This window comes from Achromobacter sp. DH1f (genome assembly GCF_000633435.1).
GTDB classification, from domain to species: Bacteria; Pseudomonadota; Gammaproteobacteria; order Burkholderiales; family Burkholderiaceae_B; genus Achromobacter; species Achromobacter deleyi.
On record NZ_AYMF01000038.1, the window covers coordinates 45,996 to 68,382 of the forward strand.

Annotated in this window: 9 protein-coding genes; 6 read left to right on the plus strand and 3 right to left on the minus strand. The window is 69.2% G+C overall.

Annotated elements, in window-relative coordinates:
* Positions 1-86 precede the first annotated feature (86 nt).
* Positions 87-1,301, plus strand: coding sequence for a multidrug effflux MFS transporter (locus tag U858_RS0129710; RefSeq protein WP_025140751.1), 1,215 nt, complete (start codon positions 87-89; stop codon positions 1,299-1,301).
* An 86-nt stretch (positions 1,302-1,387) separates the two neighbouring features.
* Here U858_RS0129710 and U858_RS0129715 read toward each other — a convergent pair whose 3' ends face one another.
* On the minus strand, positions 1,388-1,861 hold the full coding sequence (locus U858_RS0129715) for a DMT family transporter (RefSeq protein WP_025140752.1): 474 nt from the start codon (positions 1,859-1,861) through the stop codon (positions 1,388-1,390).
* Positions 1,862-1,953: 92 nt separating this feature from the next.
* Here U858_RS0129715 and U858_RS0129720 point away from each other — a divergent pair, with 92 nt between their 5' ends.
* Positions 1,954-2,874 carry a LysR family transcriptional regulator gene (locus U858_RS0129720; RefSeq protein WP_029954514.1) on the plus strand — a complete coding sequence of 307 codons (921 nt, stop codon included), beginning with the start codon at positions 1,954-1,956 and terminating at the stop codon, positions 2,872-2,874.
* A 53-nt stretch (positions 2,875-2,927) separates the two neighbouring features.
* Here U858_RS0129720 and U858_RS0129725 read toward each other — a convergent pair whose 3' ends face one another.
* On the minus strand, positions 2,928-3,872 hold the full coding sequence (locus U858_RS0129725; RefSeq protein ID WP_304413273.1) for an aldo/keto reductase: 945 nt from the start codon (positions 3,870-3,872) through the stop codon (positions 2,928-2,930).
* A 132-nt stretch (positions 3,873-4,004) separates the two neighbouring features.
* On the opposite strand from U858_RS0129725, the gene U858_RS0129730 reads away from it, so the two are divergent.
* Together U858_RS0129730 and U858_RS0129735 are read left to right on the plus strand one after the other, a co-directional pair.
* On the plus strand, positions 4,005-4,928 hold the full coding sequence (locus tag U858_RS0129730) for a LysR family transcriptional regulator (protein ID WP_025140755.1): 924 nt from the start codon (positions 4,005-4,007) through the stop codon (positions 4,926-4,928).
* A 142-nt stretch (positions 4,929-5,070) separates the two neighbouring features.
* A complete protein-coding gene (locus U858_RS0129735) occupies positions 5,071-5,877 on the plus strand; it encodes an enoyl-CoA hydratase (protein WP_025140756.1) in 807 nt (268 codons plus the stop codon).
* 24 nt (positions 5,878-5,901) lie between these two features.
* Here U858_RS0129735 and chrA read toward each other — a convergent pair whose 3' ends face one another.
* Positions 5,902-7,161: a chromate efflux transporter gene (chrA, locus tag U858_RS0129740; protein WP_025140757.1), complete on the minus strand. Its 1,260-nt coding sequence runs from the start codon at positions 7,159-7,161 to the stop codon at positions 5,902-5,904.
* Between the two features lie 264 nt (positions 7,162-7,425).
* On the opposite strand from chrA, the gene U858_RS0129745 reads away from it, so the two are divergent.
* Together U858_RS0129745 and U858_RS35455 are read left to right on the plus strand one after the other, a co-directional pair.
* Complete coding sequence (locus U858_RS0129745) at positions 7,426-8,742, plus strand: ATP-binding protein (RefSeq protein WP_025140758.1); 1,317 nt, start codon at positions 7,426-7,428, stop codon at positions 8,740-8,742.
* A gap of 713 nt (positions 8,743-9,455) precedes the next feature.
* The gene (locus tag U858_RS35455; protein ID WP_025140759.1) at positions 9,456-22,376 is read left to right on the plus strand and encodes an autotransporter-associated beta strand repeat-containing protein; all 12,921 of its coding nucleotides are present in this window, start codon (positions 9,456-9,458) and stop codon (positions 22,374-22,376) included.
* The last annotated feature ends 11 nt before the right edge of the window (positions 22,377-22,387 follow it).

The following is a 22,387-nucleotide window of genomic DNA, read 5'->3' on the forward strand; positions in this document are numbered from 1 at the left end:
GAGGGCAATCGCATTGGCGCGGGCACGCCGTTGTCGTGGATAATGTCAGGTTTTCCCGGGCGTGCAATGCGCCCAGAGTCTTACGCATGAAGTCTGCATTATCGCCCCGTGGCCAACGCTGGTTGATCGGCCTCTTGATGGGCCTGGTCACGCTCACGCCGATGGGCATCGACATCTACCTGCCGTCCCTGCCTGCCATGGCGGTTGGCTTTGGCCACCCCGTCAGTGCGCTGCAGGCCAGCATCACCCTTTTCATTTTCGCGGTGGGCGTGGGCCAGATCCTGATCGGCCCGCTGGCCGACCGCTACGGCCGCCGGCCCGTGGCGCTGGGCGGCGCCATCGCCTACCTGGCCGGGTCCGCGCTGGGCGCGGCGGCCTCGTCGCTGGACCTGTTCTATACCGCCCGCGTGATCCAGGGCCTGGGCGCGTGCTCGGCATCGCTGGTGGCCTTTGCCGCGGTGCGCGACTGCTTCAGCCCCGCGGTCGGCGCCCGCGTGTACAGCTACCTGAACGGCGCGCTGTGCACCGTGCCCGCGCTGGCGCCGATGTTGGGCGGCGCGCTGGCCGTGCACGCCGGCTGGCGCAGCACCTTCGTATTCATGGCGCTGTTCGCGCTGGCCCTGGCCGCGCTGCTGGCGCGCCGTTTCGAAGAAACGCGCGCCGCGCCGCCCGCAGCGGGCGCTCCGCTCTACAGCCTGCGGCGCTATGCGCCCATCATCACCAGCGGCCGCTTCCTGTATTTCGCGGTCTACGCCATGGCCGGCATGGCCATGATCCTGGTGTTCGTGTCGGCCGCGCCCGTGGTGCTGGTGCAGCAGCTGGGCTATTCCGAACTGGGCTTTTCCGCCTGGTTCGGGGGCAACGCGGCCATCAACATCGCGGCCTTCTTCCTGGCGCCCGTATTCATCGCACGCTTCGGCCGCTACCCCATGCTGCGCGTCGGCATGGCTTCACTGCTGCTGGCCGCGCTGATGCACCTGGCCGCCTGGCGCTGGGCGCCGGCCGCCGCGTGGATCTTCATGCTGCCGGTGGCCGTGCTGACCGTGGGCTTCTCGCTGGCGCTGGGGTCGGCGCTGAGCCTGGCGCTGGAACCCTTCGGCGACCGCGCCGGCACTGCCGCAGCGGTCTTCGGCCTGTTCCAGATGAGCGGGTCCGCCGTCATCGCCACCCTGCTGCTGGACGGCGGCGTGGCCCCGCAGGCGGCCATGGGGCTGATCGGCGTGGGGATCGTGGCGCCGCTGCTGTGCCTGTCCGGCGTCATGGCGCGGCGCCTGGCGGCCAAACGGCCGGCGCAGGCCTGACCCTGCAACGCACCTGGAGCGGCCCGGCCACGCCTGACGGCAACGCGACCCGCCCTCGGGCGCGGTCGCAAACGCCGGCCCGCCCATCACCCCGCCGCGCGCGGCCCGTTCGACAGGTGCATCAGCAACGCGCCGCCCGCGATCAACACCGCGCCCAGCAGCCGGCCCGGGTTCAGGGCATTGGCGGCAAAGCCCACCAGCGCGTAGCGGTCCAGCAGCAGCGCCGCCAGCATCTGCCCTGCGATCACCGCGGCCAGGAACGCCCCGGCGCCCAGCCGCGGCGCCAGCATCAAGGCGGCCGTGATGTAGAACACACCCGACAGGCCGCCCGTCCAGCCCCACCACGGCAGGCGGCCGATTTCCGAAAAGCTGGGTGCCGGCACCCGCATCAGCGCCATCACCGCCATGGCCGCCATCGCGCTGATGGCCAGAGACGCCATCGTGGCCCATAGCGGGTGGCCCAGGTGACGGCCCAACGTGGCATTCGCGCCAGCCTGGAAGGGAACAAGGGCGCCGGCCAGGATGGCCGCGGGGATGGCGAAAAGAGAAGTGCCGTTCATGGCGAGGCTCCGATTCAAGAGGGATTGGCGTTATTCTCTTATTCACCAAGCTCAGAATCCAATTCGATATTTAGCTATCGAATATGCACCAAATGAATAATCCAGACGCCCCATCCGCCCTCGCCCACAACCTGCGCGCGGTGGACCTGAACCTGCTGGTGGTGCTGGACGCCCTGCTGCACGAACGCCACCTGACCCGCGCCGCCGCCCGGTTGCCGATGAGCCAGCCGGCCGTCAGCCATGCCCTGGCCCGCCTGCGCACGCTGCTGGGCGACCCCTTGTTTCACCGCACCCGCGGCGGCCTGCGGCCCACGCCGCACGCCCTGGCGCTGGAAGCGCCGCTGCGCGACGTGCTGGCGCAAGTGCGCCGCCTGCTGGCCGGCGCGGTATTCGACCCCGCGGCCAGCAGGCGCACGTTTCGCCTGGCCATGTCCGACTACGGCGCCAGCGTGGTGCTGCCGCCGCTGGTGCGGCGCCTGCGCGCCCAGGCCCCCGGCATCGACCTGGAAATCAGCTACACCAGCCGCGGCGGCATGATCGCGGGCGTGGCCGATGGCCAGCTCGACCTGGCGCTGGCCGTATTCGGCGAAACGCCGGCCGACATCCGTCGCGCGGTGCTGTTCCAGGAACCGTTTGTCTGTGTGATGGATGCGGCCAGCTCGGCTGACCCATTGACGCTGGACGCCTATCTGGCGCGGCCCCACGTGCTGGTGGCCGCCAGCCAGGACCAGCGCTCAGGGGAAGTGGACGCGGCCCTGGCCCGCCTGGGCCGGGCCCGCCGCGTGGCCCTGCGGCTGCCGCACTGGACGGCGGCCCCCGCCGTCGTGGCCGGCACCGACCTGGTGCTGACGGTGGCGCAACGCACGGTGATGCCGACACCGCCGGGGCTGGCGGTGCAGCCGGTGCCATTTCCGATCGCCCCCCTGGGGTTCGAGATGATCTGGCATGAGCGTACGGATGGCGACGCCGGGCTGCGCTGGCTGCGCGAATCGCTGGCCGCGTTGATGGGCTGATGGCCAGGCGCCCATGAAAAAGGCCACCGGCATCGGCGGCCTTGGCCACGACGTCAGTCGCGCGCCCGCGGCGCCATGAATTCCGGCCCCACGGGGTCCAGGATGTTCTTGTCCAGCAGCTCGTTGATCTCGGCCATCTCGGTGTCGGTCAGATGCCAGCCAAACGCATCGTCCACGCCGTTCAACTGGTCCGGCCGGCGCGCGCCCCACAGCGCAATGGTCGGGCCGCTGTCCAGCACCCACCGTATCGCCAGCGCCAGCACCGACTTGTCGTGGCGAATGCGCGCAAAGGCCTCCAATTCCTTGGTGGCGCGCACGTACTGGTCAAACCGCGGCCGACGGAACTTCGGGTCGTTCGACCGCAAGTCGTCGGACCCGAAGGTGGTGTCCACCGTCATGCGGCCCGACAGCAGGCCACGGCACAGCGCGCCATAGGCCAGCACGGCCAGCTGGTGCTCGCGGGCATACGGCAGCACGTCCGCTTCGATGGCGCGTTCGAACAGGTTGTACGGCGGTTGTACCGACGCCAGCGGCAGCACGGCGCGAAACTGGTCCATCTGCTCGGGCGAATAATTGCTGACGCCGACCGCCAGGATCTTGCCTTCACGCTGCAGGTCCTGCAGCGTGCGCGCGGTGTCCTCGATCGGCACCTGCGGATCGGGCCAATGAATCTGGTACAGGTCGATGCGGTCGGTGCGCAGGCGGCGCAGCGAATCTTCGACCTCGCGGCGGATGCGCGCCGGGCTGGAATTGCGCCGCACGCCCTCGCCCGCCCATTCCAGGCCCGCCTTGGTGGCAATCACGGCCTGGTCGCGGATGCCCTGCAAAGCCTGCCCCACCATTTCCTCGGCGTGGCCAAAACCGTATACCGGTGCGGTGTCGATCAGGTTGATGCCGCGCTCGATCGCGCCGCGCAGCGTCGCCACCGACGCGGCGTCATCGGCCCCGCCCCACATCCAGCCGCCAATCGCCCACGTGCCCAGGCCGATTCTGGACACAGGCGCAGGGATTCCTTCAATACGCATGGTCTCGACCAGCATGCTTACCACTCCTGCAAAAAAGTTTGATGAGTGTAGGTCAGGTATTATTGAATCAGACTCAACGATCTATTCACTTCGCCGCAGCGCCCCATGCCTTCCTACAGCCGCCACGACCTGGCCGATCTCAGCGCCTTCGCGGCCATCTGCCGCCGCGGCAGCTTCCGCCTGGCGGCCAGTGAACTGGGCGTATCCACCTCGGCGCTCAGCCACGCCCTGCGCAACCTGGAAGGCCGACTGGGCGTCAAGCTGCTCAACCGCACCACCCGGTCGGTCGCCCCCACCGAAGCCGGCAGCAAGCTGGCCGCGCAACTGGACCAAAGCTTCGGCGAAATCGGCGAAGCCCTGTCCGAACTCGGCCAATACCGCGCCGGGCCGCTGGGTGGCCTGCGCATCAACGTGCCGCGCGATGCCGCACGCCTGCTGCTCAGCCCCGTGCTGGCGCGCTACCTGCACGACTACCCCGGCGTGAAGATCGAAGTGGTGGTCGACAACAATATGGTCGACATCGTCAAGACGGGCTTTGACGCCGGCATCCGCTTTGGCGACACGGTGCCGCAGGACATGGTCTGCATGCCGCTGACGCCGCCGCTCAGGTGGGTGGTGGTGGCCGCGCCCGCCTACCTGGGCCGCCACGGCACGCCCAAGACGCCCGACGACCTGCTGCGCCACGCCTGCATCCGCCTGCGCCTGGGTGACCAGACCCTGTACCGGTGGGAGCTGGGCCAGGGCCCGCGCGCCTGCGAAATCGACGTGCCGGGCGCCCTCATCGTGAACGACACCGACATGGCCGTGGACGCTGCGCTGGACGGGCTGGGCCTGGCCTATTGCCTGGAACGCTACGCCGAACCGCACCTGCGCGCCGGCCGCCTGCGCCGCGTGCTGGACGACTGGGCGCCGGCCGGCGCGCCGCTGGTCATGTACTACCCCAGCCGACGGCAACTGGCGCCCGCGCTCAGTCGCCTGATCCAGGCCATCCGCGCGGCCAACGGGCTGCCGGACGCGATCGGCGGCTAGGGCTCAAGCACCTTGCCGCGTTGACGGGCCCAGAGGCATGGCGACAGCGGCGGGCCTGCGAACAGCGCCCGCAACTGGCCTACTATGGCAGGCAACGATGGCAGGCGCCGATCACAGGCGCCGCCCGATTCCTGGAGACATCATGGCCCCCGATTCCCCGACCCGCACCGACGCCCCCGCCCCGCTGCTGCTGCGCACGACGCAAGACGGCATCGCCACCTTGCAGCTGAACCGGCCGGCGCAATTCAATGCGCTGTCCGAAGGGTTGCTAGAGGCGCTGCGCGTGGAACTCGACGCCCTGGCGCGCGACCCCGCGCTGCGCTGCGTGGTGCTGGAATCGGTCGGCCGCGCCTTCTGCGCCGGCCACGACCTGCGCGAAATGCGCAGCCAGCCGTCGTTCGACTACTACCTGGCGCTGTTTCGCCAATGCAGCCGCGTCATGCAGGGCCTGCAGGCGCTGCCGGTGCCCGTCATTGCCAAGGTGCGCGGCATCGCCACCGCCGCGGGCTGCCAGCTGGTGGCCAGCTGCGACCTGGCCGTGGCGGCCGACACGGCCACCTTTGCCGTGTCCGGCATCAACGCCGGCCTGTTCTGCTCGACGCCGGCCGTGGCGCTCAGCCGCAACGTGTCCACCAAGCGCGCCTTCGAAATGCTGGTCACCGCCCGCTTCATCAGCGCCGCCCAGGCCTGCGATTGGGGCCTCTTGAACGATGTCGCGCCTGATGCCGACCTGGATGCGCGGGTGCAGGCCCTGGCCGACGTCATTGCCGCCAAGAGCCCCAGCGCGATCCGCTACGGCAAGCGCATGTTCTACGCGCAGCGCCAGATGCCGCAGGCCGAAGCCTACGACTACGCCGCCGAGGTCATGGCGCGCAACATGATGGAAGAAGACGCGGCCGAAGGCATCGACGCCTTTCTGCAGAAACGCGCGCCGCAATGGCGCGGCTGACGCCGGGCACCCCCACCCGGCGCGCTACGCCAGCCAGGCCAGCGCCCAACCGCCCGCCGCGGCCGCCAGCACCACCCACACGGGCGACCAGCGCGCATAGACCAGCAGGCCAAACAGCGACAGCGCCAGGCCGAAGTCGGCCTTGGTCAGGATGGCGCCCAGCCACACCGGGTCATACAGGGCCGCCAGCAGGATGCCCACCACTGCGGCATTCACGCCCGCCACCATGTTGCGCACGCCCGGACGGCGGCGCAGGCTTTCCCAGAACGGCAGCGCCGCCGCCAGGATCAGCGCGCCGGGCAGGAATATCGTCACCAGCAACAGCGCCCCGCCCAGCCAACCGGACAGCGGCCCCGAAGACGCCGCGCCCAGAAACGCGGCAAACGTGAACAACGGCCCCGGCATGGCCTGCGCCATGCCGTAGCCCGCCAGGAAATCCGCGTTGGACACCATGCCGCCGCCGACGGCCGCCGTTTCCAGCAAAGGCAGCACCACGTGGCCGCCGCCGAAGACCAGCGCGCCCGCCCGGTAAAAGCCGGCCAGTTGCGCGGCCAGCGGCGCGTCCGACCAGGCCGCCCATGCCGGCAAGGCGGCCAGCAGCCCCACGAACACCGCCAGGCACACGTACCCCGCCCGCCGCGATACACCCTGCGTGCGACTGGCCAGGATGGGTCGGGGCGGCGCCTGCAGCAGCACTGCACCTGCCACCGCGCCCAGCACGATCGCGCCGACTTGTCCCAGTGTGGTCGGCAAGACCACCGCAATCAACGCTGCGCCCACCGCCAGGCCGGCGCGCGGGCGGTCCGGGCAAAGCGAGCGCCCCATGCCCCACACCGCCTGCGCCACGACGGCCACGGCCGCCACCTTCAGGCCATGCACCACCGCCATGCCGGAAACACCGCCGATCCGCGTCAGCCCCAGTCCCAACCCCAGCATGGCCAGCGCCGCCGGCAGCGTGAACGCCAGCCAGGCGGCCAGCATGCCGGCCCACCCCGCCCGCTTCAGGCCCAGCGCCATGCCGACCTGGCTGCTGGCCGGGCCCGGCAGGAATTGGCACAGCGCCACCAGGTCTGAAAAGGCGTAGTCGTCCAGCCAACGGCGTCGGTCGACGAATTCTTCGCGAAAGTAAGCCAGGTGGGCTACCGGCCCGCCAAAGGCGGTCAGGCCCAGCCGCAGGAACGCCAGGAAGACTTCAATACAGGAACCCGATTCGGCCGGCGTGGCCTCGCGCGCCGCCGGTTTGCTGGCGACGCGTTCATCGTGGAAAGGCGGCTGCGGCGACATGGGTCGTTGCCCTCTGCACGGCGGGCCCCGGGTTGCGGCCCCCTGAACCCTGCTTATAGCCGGCCCGCGCCGCCGTTTCAATCCGCCATTGCCATGGGTGTTGCCGCACGCCCGGGCAAATGACTTCATGAATATTCACAATTCCCACACAAACGGCGGCGGATTACCCTGCCGCGACCCTGTACCATTCCGCAGCCCGCGACCATTGACGCGTCCGAAAAGGATGACGCGCGGCCGCGGCGCCCACAGGAGTTCTGACACACCATGCTCAAGTTCACGATCCGCATCTTCGTGGTCGCCGCCATTGCCTACATCGCTGCGTCGCAGTTAGTGAACCGCAGCCTGGGGTACCTGCTGGATTCGGTCAGCGCGGATCTTTCGTACCAGGCCGTGCGCGGCCAGATGTACGCGCTGCACAAGGAACTGGACCCCATCGAGCCGGAATCCCGCGCCGCCTTCATCCGCGATACCCTGCGGCCCCACTATGGGCTGGAACTCAAGCTGGTCACGCCCGAGCGGGTCGAAGCCACCGAACAGGAAAAGCACGACCTGGCCACGCGCGGCTTCATCATGCGCGACGAATACAACACCTACCTGGCGCCCCTGCCCGGCGAGCCGCGCCAATGGCTGGAAATGCGCCTGCCCGGCGAACCCACGCTGGAAAAATGGATCACCTGGGGCGCCTGGCTGGCGCTCAGCGTGGTGCTGGCCGCCGTGCTGTTGCTGCTGTGGGCGCTGCCGGTCTGGCGCGACCTGGATTCGCTGCGCAACGCCACCCTGCGCATGGGCCAGGGCGACCTGGGCGTGCGCGCCCGGCTGTCGCATTTTTCCGGCATCCGCTACGTGGGCGAAAGCTTCAACCAGATGGCCGAACGCATCGCCGCGCTGGTTGAGAACCAGCGCAGCCTGACCAACGCCGTGTCGCACGAACTGCGCACGCCGCTGGCCCGCCTGTCGTTCGAGGTCGACATGCTGGGCCAGGAAAAATTCCAGGCCAGGCGCGACCAGATCCTGCATGACATGCGCACCGACATCGCCGAACTGGAAACCATGGTCGGTGAACTGCTGGTGTACGCACGCCTGGAACGCCCGACCGAAGACATCGTCAAGCAGGAAACGGTGGACGTGCGCGACTGGCTGGGCGAAGCGCTGGCGCAGGTGGCGCACCAGGCCGACTCGCGCGGCGTGCGTTGCCACGTGCGCGACGACGGCCTGCCGGCCCACGTGCAGCTGCACCCGCGCTACATGAGCCGGGCCCTGCTCAACCTGGTGCAGAACGCCGTGCGCTACGCCAACGCGCGCATCGAGATCTCGCTGGCCGGCTGCCCGGCCGGCGGCTTCGAGCTGATCGTCGACGACGACGGCCCCGGCGTGGCGCCGGCCGACCGCGAACGCATCTTCGAACCCTTCATCCGCCTGGATGAAAGCCGCGACCGCGGCACGGGCGGCGCCGGCCTGGGGCTGGCCATCGTCAAGCGCGTGGCGGCCAGCCACAAGGGAACCATCGAAGTGCGCGAAAGCCCCTTGGGCGGTGCGCGTTTCGTGCTGCGCTGGATGTCGCCGAACGGCGTCGCGGAATAATTCGCGTCTTGCCCGCCAATCCACGGCGCCCCTGATTCTCCGGTTATCTCAACGCCGCATGCCGGCATGCTGCCGGGGTATTTACGGCTGCTTTCATGTTGCGATGCAATAGTTGCATTGCTGTCGCTTTATTGCGCCCGCCGGCCCGTCCTGTATCCGACCCCAATATAGGGTCGATTATTCGCATATTTAAGAATTTTTCCCGCCACTCCACCCTACTCGCGAATAATTAATCAGCAAAAATCATTCCCGTTTGCCGTGAATTCACTCAAACGATAATTCTTATCATCGTAAAAACATCGTTTGAATGCCGCGTGAATATCGTTTTTTATTGTTGATTATCAAATAGTTAGACAATAAATTCCGATCAGAGTCGACCCTCGGATATTTTTCAGAACCCCACCAAAACCCCTGCATTCGCTTCCTTTCCCACTGTTGCTCAAAATATATATCTAATAGTAACTTTAGTATCCATTTGAACGTTGCAATGTGAGAGCATTGCTGTCATATCAGAAACTACTAGTTACTATTTACGCAAAACTCTTGATGGATATGCCGCCACGTTCCTTTCAAACTGACTCCAGGTTTAAACGGCAGACATAAAAACCATACGGTGCCGTGCGCGCTTCCTGATTTGCAGCAATCGCTTTTTTCCGGTTCCGGATGATCGATGGCCAGGCTGGGGAAAAGCTCTTTCTGACTTTGGAGCTGAGATGAACCCTGGCCGCCGGCACGGCAATACCCCAATCCCCCTCAATTACATCTGGCGCGTCCTGATTCTGCTGATGGCGCCCGTGCCCGCAGCGCTGGCCTGCACCACCAGCGGTTCCTCGATCCTGTGCAATGACGCGGTGACGCTCTTGCCACCGCATACCAACACCGTCACCAGCAACGCCAATGGCGTGTCGGTGCTGGTGACCAGTTCGGGCCAGTCCTCGTCCGCCTTGGTAGGCCCGTCCATCACCCTCACCGGCCGCAACACCAGCCTGACCAACCAGGGCACCGTCGATCCCGGCCTCGGCCTGGGCGCGCTTGTCAGCCTGGGCGCCACCGGCGCAGCGATGGGCAACCTGACCAACAGCGGCACCGTCTCGGTCACCAACAGCGGCACGCTGCTGGGCACGGGCCTGTCCGTGCTGGGCCTGCCATTGTTGTCCACGCTCAACGGCGCCTCGCTGATTCTGCAGGGCGATGCGAACGGCAGCATCACTGTCAACAACACCGGCACCATCGGCATCCGCCCCGGCCTGCTGAGCGGCCCGACCGCGATCTACAGCACCCCCGCCATCGCGGCCTACGGCGGCGCCCCCATTGCCGTCACCAACGCTGCCGGCGGCGTCATCAACGGCCGCGTCGGCCTGGGCCGGTCCGCCACCGGCAACACCTTCATCAACGCCGGCACGATCAACGGCGGCGTCAACATGGGGGTGAACAGCACCAATACGTTCACCGCCGTCACGGGGTCCAGCGTCACCAACGGCGGCGCTACGGACCTGGGCGTGAGCATCGGGCTGGACGGCCTGAACGCCAGCATCGCGCTCAACTTCTCCACGCTGGGCGTGGTCGACGGCGGCCAGGGAGGCAACAACACCCTGGTGCTGCAAAGCGCGGGCGCCATCGGTCCCAACGGCAAGGACATCGCCAGTTCGGCCACCTACATCAACTTCAACAACCTGGTCATCAACAGCGGCAGCTGGACCGTCAACGGCGCGCTCGTCAGCGCACAGGCGTCGTTGAACGGCGGCCTGGTCAACATCGACAATGGCGCGGCCTTCGGCTCGGGCACGCTGACCGCCAATGGCGGCGCGCTCAGCACCGCCAGCAGCCTGACCGTGAACAACGCCGTGTCGCTGGGCGCGGGCGGCCTGTCGGTGCAAGGCACGAACGGCCTCACGCTGGGCGGCGTGGTGAGCGGGGCCGGCGCCCTGGACATGTCCGGCAGCGGCACCCTGGCGCTGAACGGCGCCAACACCCACACCGGCGGTGTGCGGCTGGGCAACGGCACGCTGGCGCTGGGCACCAACACCGCGCTGGGCCTGGGCGACCTGGTGGTCTACGGCGCAGCCACGCTGCAGGCCACCGCGGCCACCAACGTGGCCAACAACATCACGCTGAACGCCAACCTGGCGTTGGGCAACAGCGGTTCGTTGACGCTGGGCGGCGTGCTGTCGGGCGCCGGCACGCTGTCCAAGTCCGGCGCGGGCATCCTGACCCTGAACGGCGCCAACACCCACGCCGCCACGCAGATCAGCGCTGGCGGCCTGATCGTGGGCAACAACAACGCGCTGGGCAATGGCGCGTTGACGGTGAATGGCGCGGCCACGCTGGCCTCGTCCAGCGCCGTGGCGCTGCAGAACGCCATCGTCCTGAACAACGCGCTGACGCTGAACGGCGCCAACGACCTGACCCTGAACGGCACCCTGAGCGGCGCGACCGGCACGCTGGTCAAGAGCGGCGCGGGCGCGCTGACGCTGACCGGCGCCAATACCTTCGGCGGCGGCGCCACGCTCAGCGGCGGCACGGTCAACGTGGGCAGCAATACCGCGCTGGGCACGGGCAACGTGACCGTGAACGGCGCGGTCACCCTGGCCAGCCTGTCGAACAACGTGGCGCTGTCCAACGCCTTTGCGCTGAGCAACGCGCTGACGGTGGGCGGGGCCAGCAACCTGACACTGAACGGCGCGCTGTCGGGCGCGGGCGGCACGCTGGTCAAGACCGGCACGGGCACCCTGACGCTGAACGCCACCAACTCGATGGGCGGCGCCACGCTGAACGGCGGCACCGTGGTCGCGGGCGCCAACAACGCCCTGGGCACCGGCTCGGTCACCGTGCAAGGCGCCACCGCGCTGGACGCCGGCGCGGCCGTCAGCCTGGCCAACCAGTTCGTGCTGAACAACAGCCTGTCGGTGCTGGGCACCCAGGCCCTGACGCTGGCCGGCGCGCTGTCGGGCACCGGCCAACTGGTCAAGAATGGCCAGGCCAACCTGACGCTGGCCACGCAGAACACCCACAGCGGCGGCGTGCTGCTGAACGCAGGCACCCTGACGCTGGGCAATGCCCAGGCGCTGGGCACGGGCCTGTTGGACGTGCAAGGCGCGGCCACCCTGGCTGCCGGCGCGGGCAACCTCAATGTCGGCAACAACATCCGGCTGGGCGCCGGCCTGGGCGTCACCACGGGCGGCCAGGCGCTGACGCTGAGCGGCGCCCTGAGCGGCGCCGGCGGCCTGACGCTGAACGACGGCGGCACCCTGACCCTGTCGGGCAACAACACCCACTCGGGCGGCGTCCTGCTCAATGCGGGCGTGCTGGTGGCCGCCAGCGACACCGCGCTGGGCAGCGGCCTCTTTACCGTCGGCGGCAACGCCACGCTGCAAAGCAACGCCAACCGCAACTTCGTCAACAACATCGCCCTGAACGCCAACCTGACGGTGGACAGCGCCAACAACATCGGCCTGTACGGCACCCTCAATGGCACGGGCGGCCTGATCAAGAACGGCAGCGGCACCCTGACGCTGACGGGCGCCAACAACTTCGGCAACACCACCATCAACGCGGGCGTGCTGCAGGCCGGCACCGCCAGCCTGGGCGCCAGCGTCCTGAACAACAGCAAGCTGGTGCTGGCCCAAGGCGCCAACGCCACGTACAGCGGCAGCATCAGCGGCACGGGCAGCGTGGACGTGCTGGGCAACAACACCACCCTGCTGCTCAATGGCGTGAACACCTTCACGGGCGGCCTGAACCTGCTGTCCGGCACGCTCGAAACCCAGGGCGGACAAGCCCTGGCCGACAGCCTGGCCGTGAACCTGGCAACCGGTACCACCCTGAAGCTGACCGACAGCGAAACCTTCGGCTCGCTCAGCGGCACGGGCAACGTGGCGCTGGGCGCCAACGCCACCCTGCAGATGGGGCAGAACAACGCCGATTCGACCTTCGGCGGCGTGCTGGCCGGCGCGGGCACCATCGTCAAGAACGGCACCGGCGCGCTGACGCTGACGGGCGCCAACACCCAGACCGGCGCCTTCAACCTGGGCGGCGGATCGCTGACCGTGAACGGCTCGCTGGCCAGCTCGCAGGTCAACGTCGGCGCGGGCGCCACGCTGGCTGGCAGCGGCAGCGTGGCCGGCACGGCCAATATCGCGACCGGCGGCGCGTTGTCGGCCACCACCGGCCAGACCCTGACGCTGGGCGGCCTGGCGATGACCGCCGGCTCGCAGTTCAACGTGTCGCTGGGCGCACCGACCCCGCAGGCGCTGGTGCAGGTCAACGGCAACGTCACCTTGGCGGGCGACCTGAACGTCACCGACAAGGGCGGCTTCGGCGTCGGCGTGTATCGCCTGCTGGGCTACACCGGCACGCTCGTGAACAACGGCCTGGCGCTGGGCACCCTGCCCCCGGGCACCCTGCCGGCCAACCTGCAGATCCAGACCGCGGTGAACCAGCAGGTCAACCTGATCGTGCAGGCCGGCGGCAACAACGTGCAATTCTGGAACGGCGCCAAGCTGGCCGCCGACGGCGTGCTAGCCGGCGGCAGCGGCACCTGGCAGGCGGGCACCACCAACTGGACCGACCAGACCGGCAACCTGAGCCAGGCCTGGGGCAGCCAGTTCGCCGTGTTCGGCGGCCTGGCGGGCGGCCTGGTCACCGTGTCCGGCGACCAGGCCGTGACCGGAATGCAGTTCTTCACCGACGGCTACACCCTCAATGGCGGCGGCCTGCAACTGGCCAGCGGCATCAACAATTTCCGGGTCGACCCGACACTGACCGGCACCGTCAACAGCGCGATCAAGGGCGCCGGCCAGCTGCAAAAGCGCGACCAGGGCACCTTGGTGCTGGGCGGCGCCAACACCTACACCGGCGGCACGCTGGTGGCCGAAGGCGTGCTGCAGGTCAGCGACGACACCAACCTGGGTGCGGCCAATGGCGCGCTGGGCTTTGCCGGCGGCACGCTGCGCGTGACCGGCACGGGCTACACCGGCACCACCCGCGCCATCGACGTGGGCGCGGGCGCGGGCTTTGACATCGCGGACGCCGGCAATACGTTCACGCTCAACCAGGCGCTGACCAACACGGGCCGCGTCACCAAGCTGGGCGCCGGCACGCTGGCGCTGGGCGGCAACAACAGCGCCATCGGCGGCGTCACCCTGGCCGCCGGCACCGTGTCGGTGGGCAGCAATACCGCGCTGGGCAGCGGTTCGTTCAACATCAACGGTTCCGGCGCGCTGGACAGCACCGCCGCCGTCACGCTGGCCAACGACGTATTCATCGGCGCCGGCAACACGCTGACCAACCTGGGCTCGAACGACCTGACGCTGAACGGCGTCGTGGCCGGCACCACCGGCGCCCTGGCCAAGACGGGCAACGGCACCCTGACGCTCAATGGCGCCAACAGCTATGCCGGCGGCACCACTCTGTCGGCCGGCGCCATCCGCGTGGGCAGCAATACCGCGCTGGGCACGGGCCTGCTGACGGTGGCCGGCGCGTCCAGCCTGCTGTCCGACAGCACGGTGGCCCTGGGCAACGGCATCGCGCTCAATGCCAACCTGACCACCGGCGGCACGGGCAACCTGACGCTGAACAACGCCATCACCGGCGCGGGCACCCTGATCAAGTCGGGCACGGGCACGCTGACGCTGAACGGCATCAATACCCACGCGGCCACGCAACTGGCCAGCGGCACGCTGCTGCTGGGCAACAACCAGGCGCTGGGCACGGGCAATCTGTCGGTCACGGGCAACGCGGCGCTGGACGGCGCCACCGCCGGCCTGTCGCTGGGCAATGCCATCACGCTGGCTTCCGGCGCGAACCTGACCCTGGCGCAAAGCCAGGACGCGCCTTTGTCCGGCTTCATCAGCGGCGCAGGCAGCCTGATCGCGGGCGCCGCCGGCCGCACGCTGACGCTGTCCGGCAACAACACCTACCAGGGTGGCACGCAGCTCAATGGCGGCAGCCTGGTGGTGGGATCGAACACGGCGCTGGGCACGGGCGGCCTGCTCGTGAACGGCGCCGCCAACCTGTCCGGCACGGCCGGCGGGCCGGCCATTGTGCTGACCAACAACGTCGCGCTGAACAACGCCTTGACGGTCAACGGCGCGCGCGACCTGACCCTGTCTGGCGTGGTGGACGGCGCGGGCTCGTTGACCAAGAGCGGCACGTCCACCCTGACCCTGAACAGCAGCAACACCTACTCTGGCGGCACCACCCTGACCGCCGGCACATTGCGAGTTGGCAACAGCGCGGCGCTGGGTACGGGCGACCTGACGGTGAACGGCGCCGGCACGCTGGGGGCGACCCCGGCGCAGGGGCTGCAGCTGAGCAACAACGTGGTGCTGAACCAGGGCCTGACGGTCGACCTCACGCAGAGCCTGGCGCTGTCCGGCGTCGTCTCCGGCGCGGGCGGCCTGACCACGAGCGGCCCGGCCACCCTGGCGCTGCTGGGCGCCAACACCTATGGCGGCGGCACCCAGGTCAATGGCGGCAGCCTGGTGCTGGGCACCAGCACGTCGCTGGGCAGCGGCGCCCTGACGGTCAATGCGGCCACCTTGCTGGATGCGACGGCGAGCGTGGCCCTGGCCAACAACGTCACCCTGAACGGCGCGCCGCTCACCGTGCTGGGCTCGCAAGACCTGGCGCTGAACGGCACGGTGTCGGGCGGCGGCAGCCTGGTCAAGCAAGGCGCCGCCACGCTGACCCTGGCGGGCAACAATACCTTCGACGGCGGCGTGACGCTGGCGCAAGGCGGACTGAATGTGGGTTCGAACCTGGCGCTGGGCACCGGCGCCCTGACCGTCGCGGGCGCATCCACCCTGTCCAGCAGCCAGGCCGTGACGCTGGCCAACAACGTGGCGCTGACCAGCGGCACCCTGACCGCCACCGGGTCGAACGACATCACCCTGGGCGGCACCGTGTCCGGCGCCAACGGCCTGGTGCAAAGCGGCACCGGCACGCTGACGCTGTCCGGCAACAACAACTACAGCGGCGGCACCACGCTGACCAGCGGCACGCTGGCCGCCAACAGCAATACCGCATTGGGCACCGGCGCCTTGAACGTCACCGGCGCGGCCAACCTGACCGCCGCCGATGGCGTGACGCTGGCCAACAACGTGACGCTGGCCAACGCCCTGACCGCCACCGGCGCGGGCAACTGGACGCTGGCCGGCAACCTGACGGGCGCGGGCAGCCTGGTCAAGGAGGGTTCGGGCACGCTGACGCTGTCCGGCGCCAACGGCTATACCGGCGGCACCCAGTTGAACGCAGGGGGGCTGACCGGCAACACCGGCAGCATCCAGGGCAACGTCGCCACCGCCGCCGGCACCACGCTGACCTTCAACCAAGGTGCCAACGGCACGTACGGCGGCGTGCTTTCCGGCGCCGGCAACCTGGAAAAAACCGGCCTGGGCAACCTGACGCTGGGCGGCGCCAACACGTTGTCCGGCGGCATCGGCGTGGCGCAAGGCACGCTGACCGCGGGCGGGGCCGCCATCAACTCGGCCTCCGGCGTGCGCATCGACAGCGGCGCCACCCTGGCGCTGACCAGCGCGGCCTCGATTGCCAGCCTGACCGGCGCCGGCACGCTGCAAAGCGGCTCGGCCCTGACGCTGGGCAACGGCAGCGACAGCGTCTTTGGCGGCGTGCTGGCCGGCACCGGCAGCACCACCAAGGTCGGCACGGGCACGCTGACGCTCGCCGGCGCCAATACGCAAAGCGGCGTGTTCGACATCAACGGCGGGCGCGTCAACCTGACCGGTTCACTGGGCAGCAGCACGGTCAACGTGAACGGCGCAGGCGCAAGCCTGGCCGGCACGGGCATCGCCAGCGGCAACGTCTTCGTCAAGAACGGCGGCAACCTGTATGTCAGTTCCGCCAACACCGGCGGCCTGACGCTGGGTTCGTTGAGCGTGGATGGCGCCTCCAGCATCAACGCCGACCTGGGCGCGCCCTATTCCGGCAGCCTCATCAACGTCAACGGCAACGTGACGCTGAACGGCACCATCAACGTCACGCAATTGCCCGGCTTTGGCGTGGGCGTGTATCGCATCGTCAGCTATCAAGGCACCGGCATGACCACCGGCCTGACGCTGGCCAATGCCTCGCCCACCTTCAGCCTGCAGACCGGCCTGGCCGGCCAGATCAACGTGCTGAACCAATCGCAGGCCAATGAAATCCAGCTTTGGAAAGGCGGCAACGGCACTTGGGATGGCACCACCACGGATTGGAGAAACGCCACCACCCTCGCCCAGGAAGCCTGGGGCGGCCGGTTCGGCGTCTTCCAGGACCAGGCCGGCACGGTGACCGTCTCGGGCAACCAGCAGTTCCAGGGCCTGCAGTTCTCCACCGATGGCTACATCGTCAGCGGCGGCACGCTCACGGCGGTCAACGGCAGCGACGGCGTGACCACCCTGCGGGTCGAACCCAATGCCACCGCGACGCTCGGCTCGACGCTGGCCGGCACCGGCGTCACACTGGCCAAGCGCGACGCGGGCACGCTGATCCTCACCGGCGCCAACACCTACACCGGCACCACCCGCCTGGAAGGCGGCGTGCTGCAGATCAATGACGATACCCAATTGGGCAACGCCGCCAACGGCGTGGCCTTCGCGGGCGGCACGCTGCGGTATGCCGGCACGGGCAACGGCAGCACCGGCCGCGCCTGGTCGGTGGCCGGCAACGGCGGCATCGACGTCGCCAACGCGGGGGTGACCTACACCGCCAATGGCGCCATCACCGATGGCGCGACCGCCGGCACGCTGACCAAGACGGGCGCCGGCACTCTGGCGCTCAACGGCACCAACACCTATTCGGGCGGCACCTTGCTGCAAGCCGGCACGATCCAGGTCGGCAGCAATGCCGCCCTGGGCGCGGGCGCCCTGACCGCGTCGGCAGGCACCACGCTGGCCAACGGTACCGCGGTGCCCCTGGCGCTGGCCAACAGCGCCGTGCTGCAAGGCGACCTGACGGTGCAAAGCGGCGCGGCCGGCCTGGCGCTGAACGGCGACGTGTCCGGCGCAGGCGGGCTGGTCAAGACCGGCACGGGCAACCTGACCCTGGCCGGCAACAACACCTACCAGGGCAATACGCAACTGACGGCCGGCATGCTCACCGTGGGCAGCAACACCGCGCTGGGCACGGGCAACCTGATTGCGTCGGCCGCCACCGCGCTGACCGCCAGCACGCCGGTGCAGTTGCAGAACGGCGTGACGCTGAACGGCGGTCTGACCGTCACCGGCATCAACGACCTGACGCTGGCCGGCGCCATTGGTGGCACGGGCGGCCTGACCCAGGCCGGCCCCGGCACCCTGACGCTGGCCGCGGCCAACAGCTTCTCCGGCGGCGTGCAGCTGAACTCCGGCACTCTGGCCGTGGGCAACAACGCCGCACTGGGCAGCGGCATGCTGGGTACCGCGGCCGGCACCACCCTGTCCGCGACCAGCCCCGTCACGCTGGGCAACGCGGTGATGCTGACCTTCGGCACCACCACCGTCACCGGCAGCGACTTGACGCTCACTGGCACGATCGATGGCGCGGGCGGCCTGGCCAAGACCGGCACGGGCACCCTGACCCTGACGGGCAACAACACCTACGGCGGCGGCACCACGCTCACCAGCGGCACGCTGGCCGTGGGCGGCAACAATGCGTTGTCCTCGGGCACGCTGACGGTCGCCGACGGCACCACCCTGCGTGCGCAAGGCGCGGCCACCTTGACCAACACGGTGACGCTGAACGGCGGCCTGACCGTCAACGGCACTGACAACCTGACGCTCGCCGGCAGCGTCGGCGGCTCGGGCGGGCTGACCAAGACGGGCACGTCCACGCTGACGCTGGGCGGCGCCAACACCTACGGCGGCGGCACCACGCTGGCGGGCGGCACGATCATCGCCGGCAACAATACGGCGCTGGGTTCGGGCGACGTGTCCGTCACAGGCGCGGGCACGCTGCAAGCGGGCGCGCCGGGCATCGCGCTGGCCAACAACGTCGGCCTGGGCGCCGCCCTGACCGTGGCGGGGGCCAACGACCTGACGCTGACGGGCAACCTGGCCGGCGCGGGCAGCCTGGTCAAGACCGATGGCGGCACGCTCACGCTCAGCGGCCAGAACCAGTACACCGGCGGCACCACGCTGTCCGGCGGCACCCTGGTGGGCAATACGACCAGCCTGACCGGCAACGTCTCGACCGCTTCCGGCACCAGCCTGGTGTTCAACCAGGGCGCAGGCGACGGCACGTTTGCCGGGTCCATCAGCGGCGGCGGCGCGCTGGTCAAGGACGGCGCCAGCACCGTCACGCTGACCGGCACCAACACGTACTCCGGCAGCACCACCATCAACGCCGGCACCCTGGCCGGCAACGCCGCCAGCCTGCAAGGCAACATCGGCATCAACGGCACCGGCGCCGTGGTCTTCAACCAGACCACCGACGGCACCTATGGCGGCAATATCACCACGGCGTCCGGCACCCTGACCAAGGACGGCGGCGCCACCCTGGCGTTGACCGGCACCAACCAGGTCGGCGGCGGCACCACCATCAACAGCGGCACGCTGCAGGTGGACGGCACGCTGACGGGCGGCAACGTCACCGTCAATGCCGGCGCCTCGCTGGGCGGCTCCGGCTCGGTATCGGCTGACGTCACGCTGGGCAATGGCGCGCACCTGGTGGCGGGCACGCCCACCAACCCGATCTCGTTCGCGCAGAACCTGACGCTGTCGTCCGGCACGCAGCTGGACTTCACGCTGGGCTCGCCCAATTCGGCCACCACCGCGGTGACCGTGGGCCAGACCCTGAACCTGGCCGGTGTGCTCAACCTGACCGATGGCGGCAACCTGGGCACGGGCGTGTACCGCCTGTTCACGGCCAGCACCATCAACAACAACGGCCTGACCTACGGCACCTTGCCCAACGGCTACACCAGCGCCAACCTGACCCTGCAGAACCTGACCAACCAGGTCAACCTGGTGCTGCAGAGCCAGCCCGGCGAAATCCTGTTCTGGAACGGCGCCAAGACCACGCCCGACGGCGTGATCGCAGGCGGCACCGGCACCTGGAACGCCGGCAGCAACAACTGGACGGATGCCAGCGGCAACCTGGCGTCCAGCTGGAATGGCAAATACGCGGCCTTCTCGGGCGCCAGCGGCACGGTCACCCTCGACGGTTCGCAGGCGGTCACCGGCGTGCAGTTCCTGACCAACGGCTACACGCTGGCCGCGGGCGCAGGCGGCCAGCTCAGCATCGCTCAGGCCCAGACCCCATTCCGGGTCGAGGCCGGCGGCACCGCAACGATCTCGGCGCCCATCACCGGCGCGGGCGGCATCGAGAAAGGCAATGGCGGCACCCTCATCCTGACGGGCGCCAACACCTACACCGGCAACACCTCGATCCGCAGCGGCGTGGTGCAGGTCACGCAGGACAACCAGCTGGGCAACGGCGGCGCCATCTCGATCAACGGCGGCACGCTGCGCATCGCCGATGCCGGCTACACCACCACCACCCGCGCCATTTCGCTGGACGGCACGGGCGGCGGCATCGACATCGCCGCGGCCGGCCAGACCTTCACGCTGAACCAGTCCATCAACGGCACCGGCGCGCTGGTCAAACAAGGCGACGGCACCCTGGTGCTGAACGGCGCCAACGCCTATGCCGGCGGAACCGTGGTGGCGGGCGGCACCCTGGAAGGCAACAGCGCCAGCGTGCAAGGCGCGGTCAGCACCTCGGCCGGCACCACGCTGCGCATGAACCAGGGCACCGACGGCGCCATGACCGGCGGCATCAGCGGCGGCGGCCAACTGGTCAAGGACGGCGCCGGCGCGCTGACCCTGACGCAACCGTCGACCTACACCGGCGGCACCCGCGTCAACGCCGGCACGCTGATCGGCGACACCAGCAGCCTGCAGGGCGCCATCACCAACAACGCCACGCTGGTCTTCAACCAGGGCACGGACGGCACCTTCTCCGGCTCGCTGGCCGGCGCCGGCACCATCGTCAAGCAAGGCGGCGGCGCGTTGGGCGTGGGCGGCTCGCAGACCTTCAACGGCACCGTCGCGGTCAATGGCGGCACGCTGCAACTGGGTAGCGCCCAGGCGCCGGCCACGCTGCCGGCCGCCGTGCAGGTCAACAGCGGCGGCACGCTGTCCGGCTATGGCACGATCGCCAGCCTGACCAACGCCGGCACCGTCAACAGCGGCGGCGGCGCGGCGGGCGGCGGCATCAAGGTCAGCAACAACTTCAGCAACGGCGCGGGCGCCACGCTGGCCGTCAACCTGGGCAGCACCGCCGGCCCCAACCTGCACGTCACCGGCACCGCGGCGCTGGACGGCACGCTGCGCGTCACCAACAGCGCGCCGCTGACCGGCAACGACACCTTCACGGTGTTGACGGCCGACCAGGGCCGCCAGGGCACGTTCGCCAGCACCGTGCTGCCGCAACTGGCCTTCGTCGATGCGGCGGTCGGCTACGACCCCAACAACGTCACCGTGACCTTCACCCGCAACCAGACCGGCTTCGGCACGGTCGCCCAGTCGCCCAACCAGCGCGCCGTGGCCGGCGCCCTGGGCGGCATCGACACGAACTCGTCGCTGTACTCGTCCCTGCTCGGCCTGACCGCCGACGAGGCTGCCGCCGCGTTCAAGCAGCTGTCGGGCGACAGCCACGCCTCGCTGGCGTCAGCGCTGATCCGCAGCTCGGAAACCGCGCGCACGGTGCCGCTGAACCACCTGCGCGACAGCCTGCAAAGCGAAAGCACGCAGGACGGCAGGCCGTGCGACGAAGCCCTGCGCACCAACGGCGGCTACGCGCAGCGCTTCTCGTGCCAGCGCAACGTCTGGGCCGAAGTCATCGGCAACTGGCAGAGCCAGGACGGCGACGGCAACGCGCCCAGCTACAAGCAGCGTGTGGGCGGCGTGCAGGTCGGCGGCGACATCCGGGTGGGCGACGGCTGGCGCGTCGGCATGGCGCTGGGCTACCAGGACAGCACCATCTGGCAGGACAGCCGCAATGCCCGCGCCAAGGTCGACAGCTACAGCGTGTCGCTGTTCGGCGGCAAGTCGTTCGTGCAGTCCAGCGGCAACGCCTGGAACGTCATGGCCGGCGCCGCCTACAGCTGGCACGACATCGACAACAAGCGCGACCTGACGCTGGCCGGCCAGAACCAGGAGCTCAAGACCAAGTACCGCGCCAACACCACGCAGATCTTCGGTGAACTGGGCTACGCCGTACCGGTGACCCCGCAGGCGACGCTCGAACCCTTCGTCGGCGCCGCCTGGATCAAGCAGCGCATGGGCGGCTTCTCGGAAGACGGCGGCTCGGCCGCGCTGTCGGCCGGCAGCCAGAGCAACGACGTCACCACCACCACCGTCGGCCTGCGCGGCAAGCTGGACACCGAGATTGCCGGCGCCCCCGCCCGCCTGCGCGCCACCCTGGGCTGGCGCCATGCGATGGGCGACGTGGATCCGGACCGCACCATGGCCTTCAGTTCCGGGCCGTCGTTCACGGTGGCCGGCACGCCGGTCGCGCGCAACGCCGCCGTCACGGAGCTGGGTGCCGACATCGCCGTGTCCAAGAACGCCTCGATCGGCCTGAGCTACCAGGGCCAGTACGGCAACGGCAATCGCGAGAACGCCGGGTTCCTGAACGTGCGGTGGAATTTCTAAGCCAACGGCCG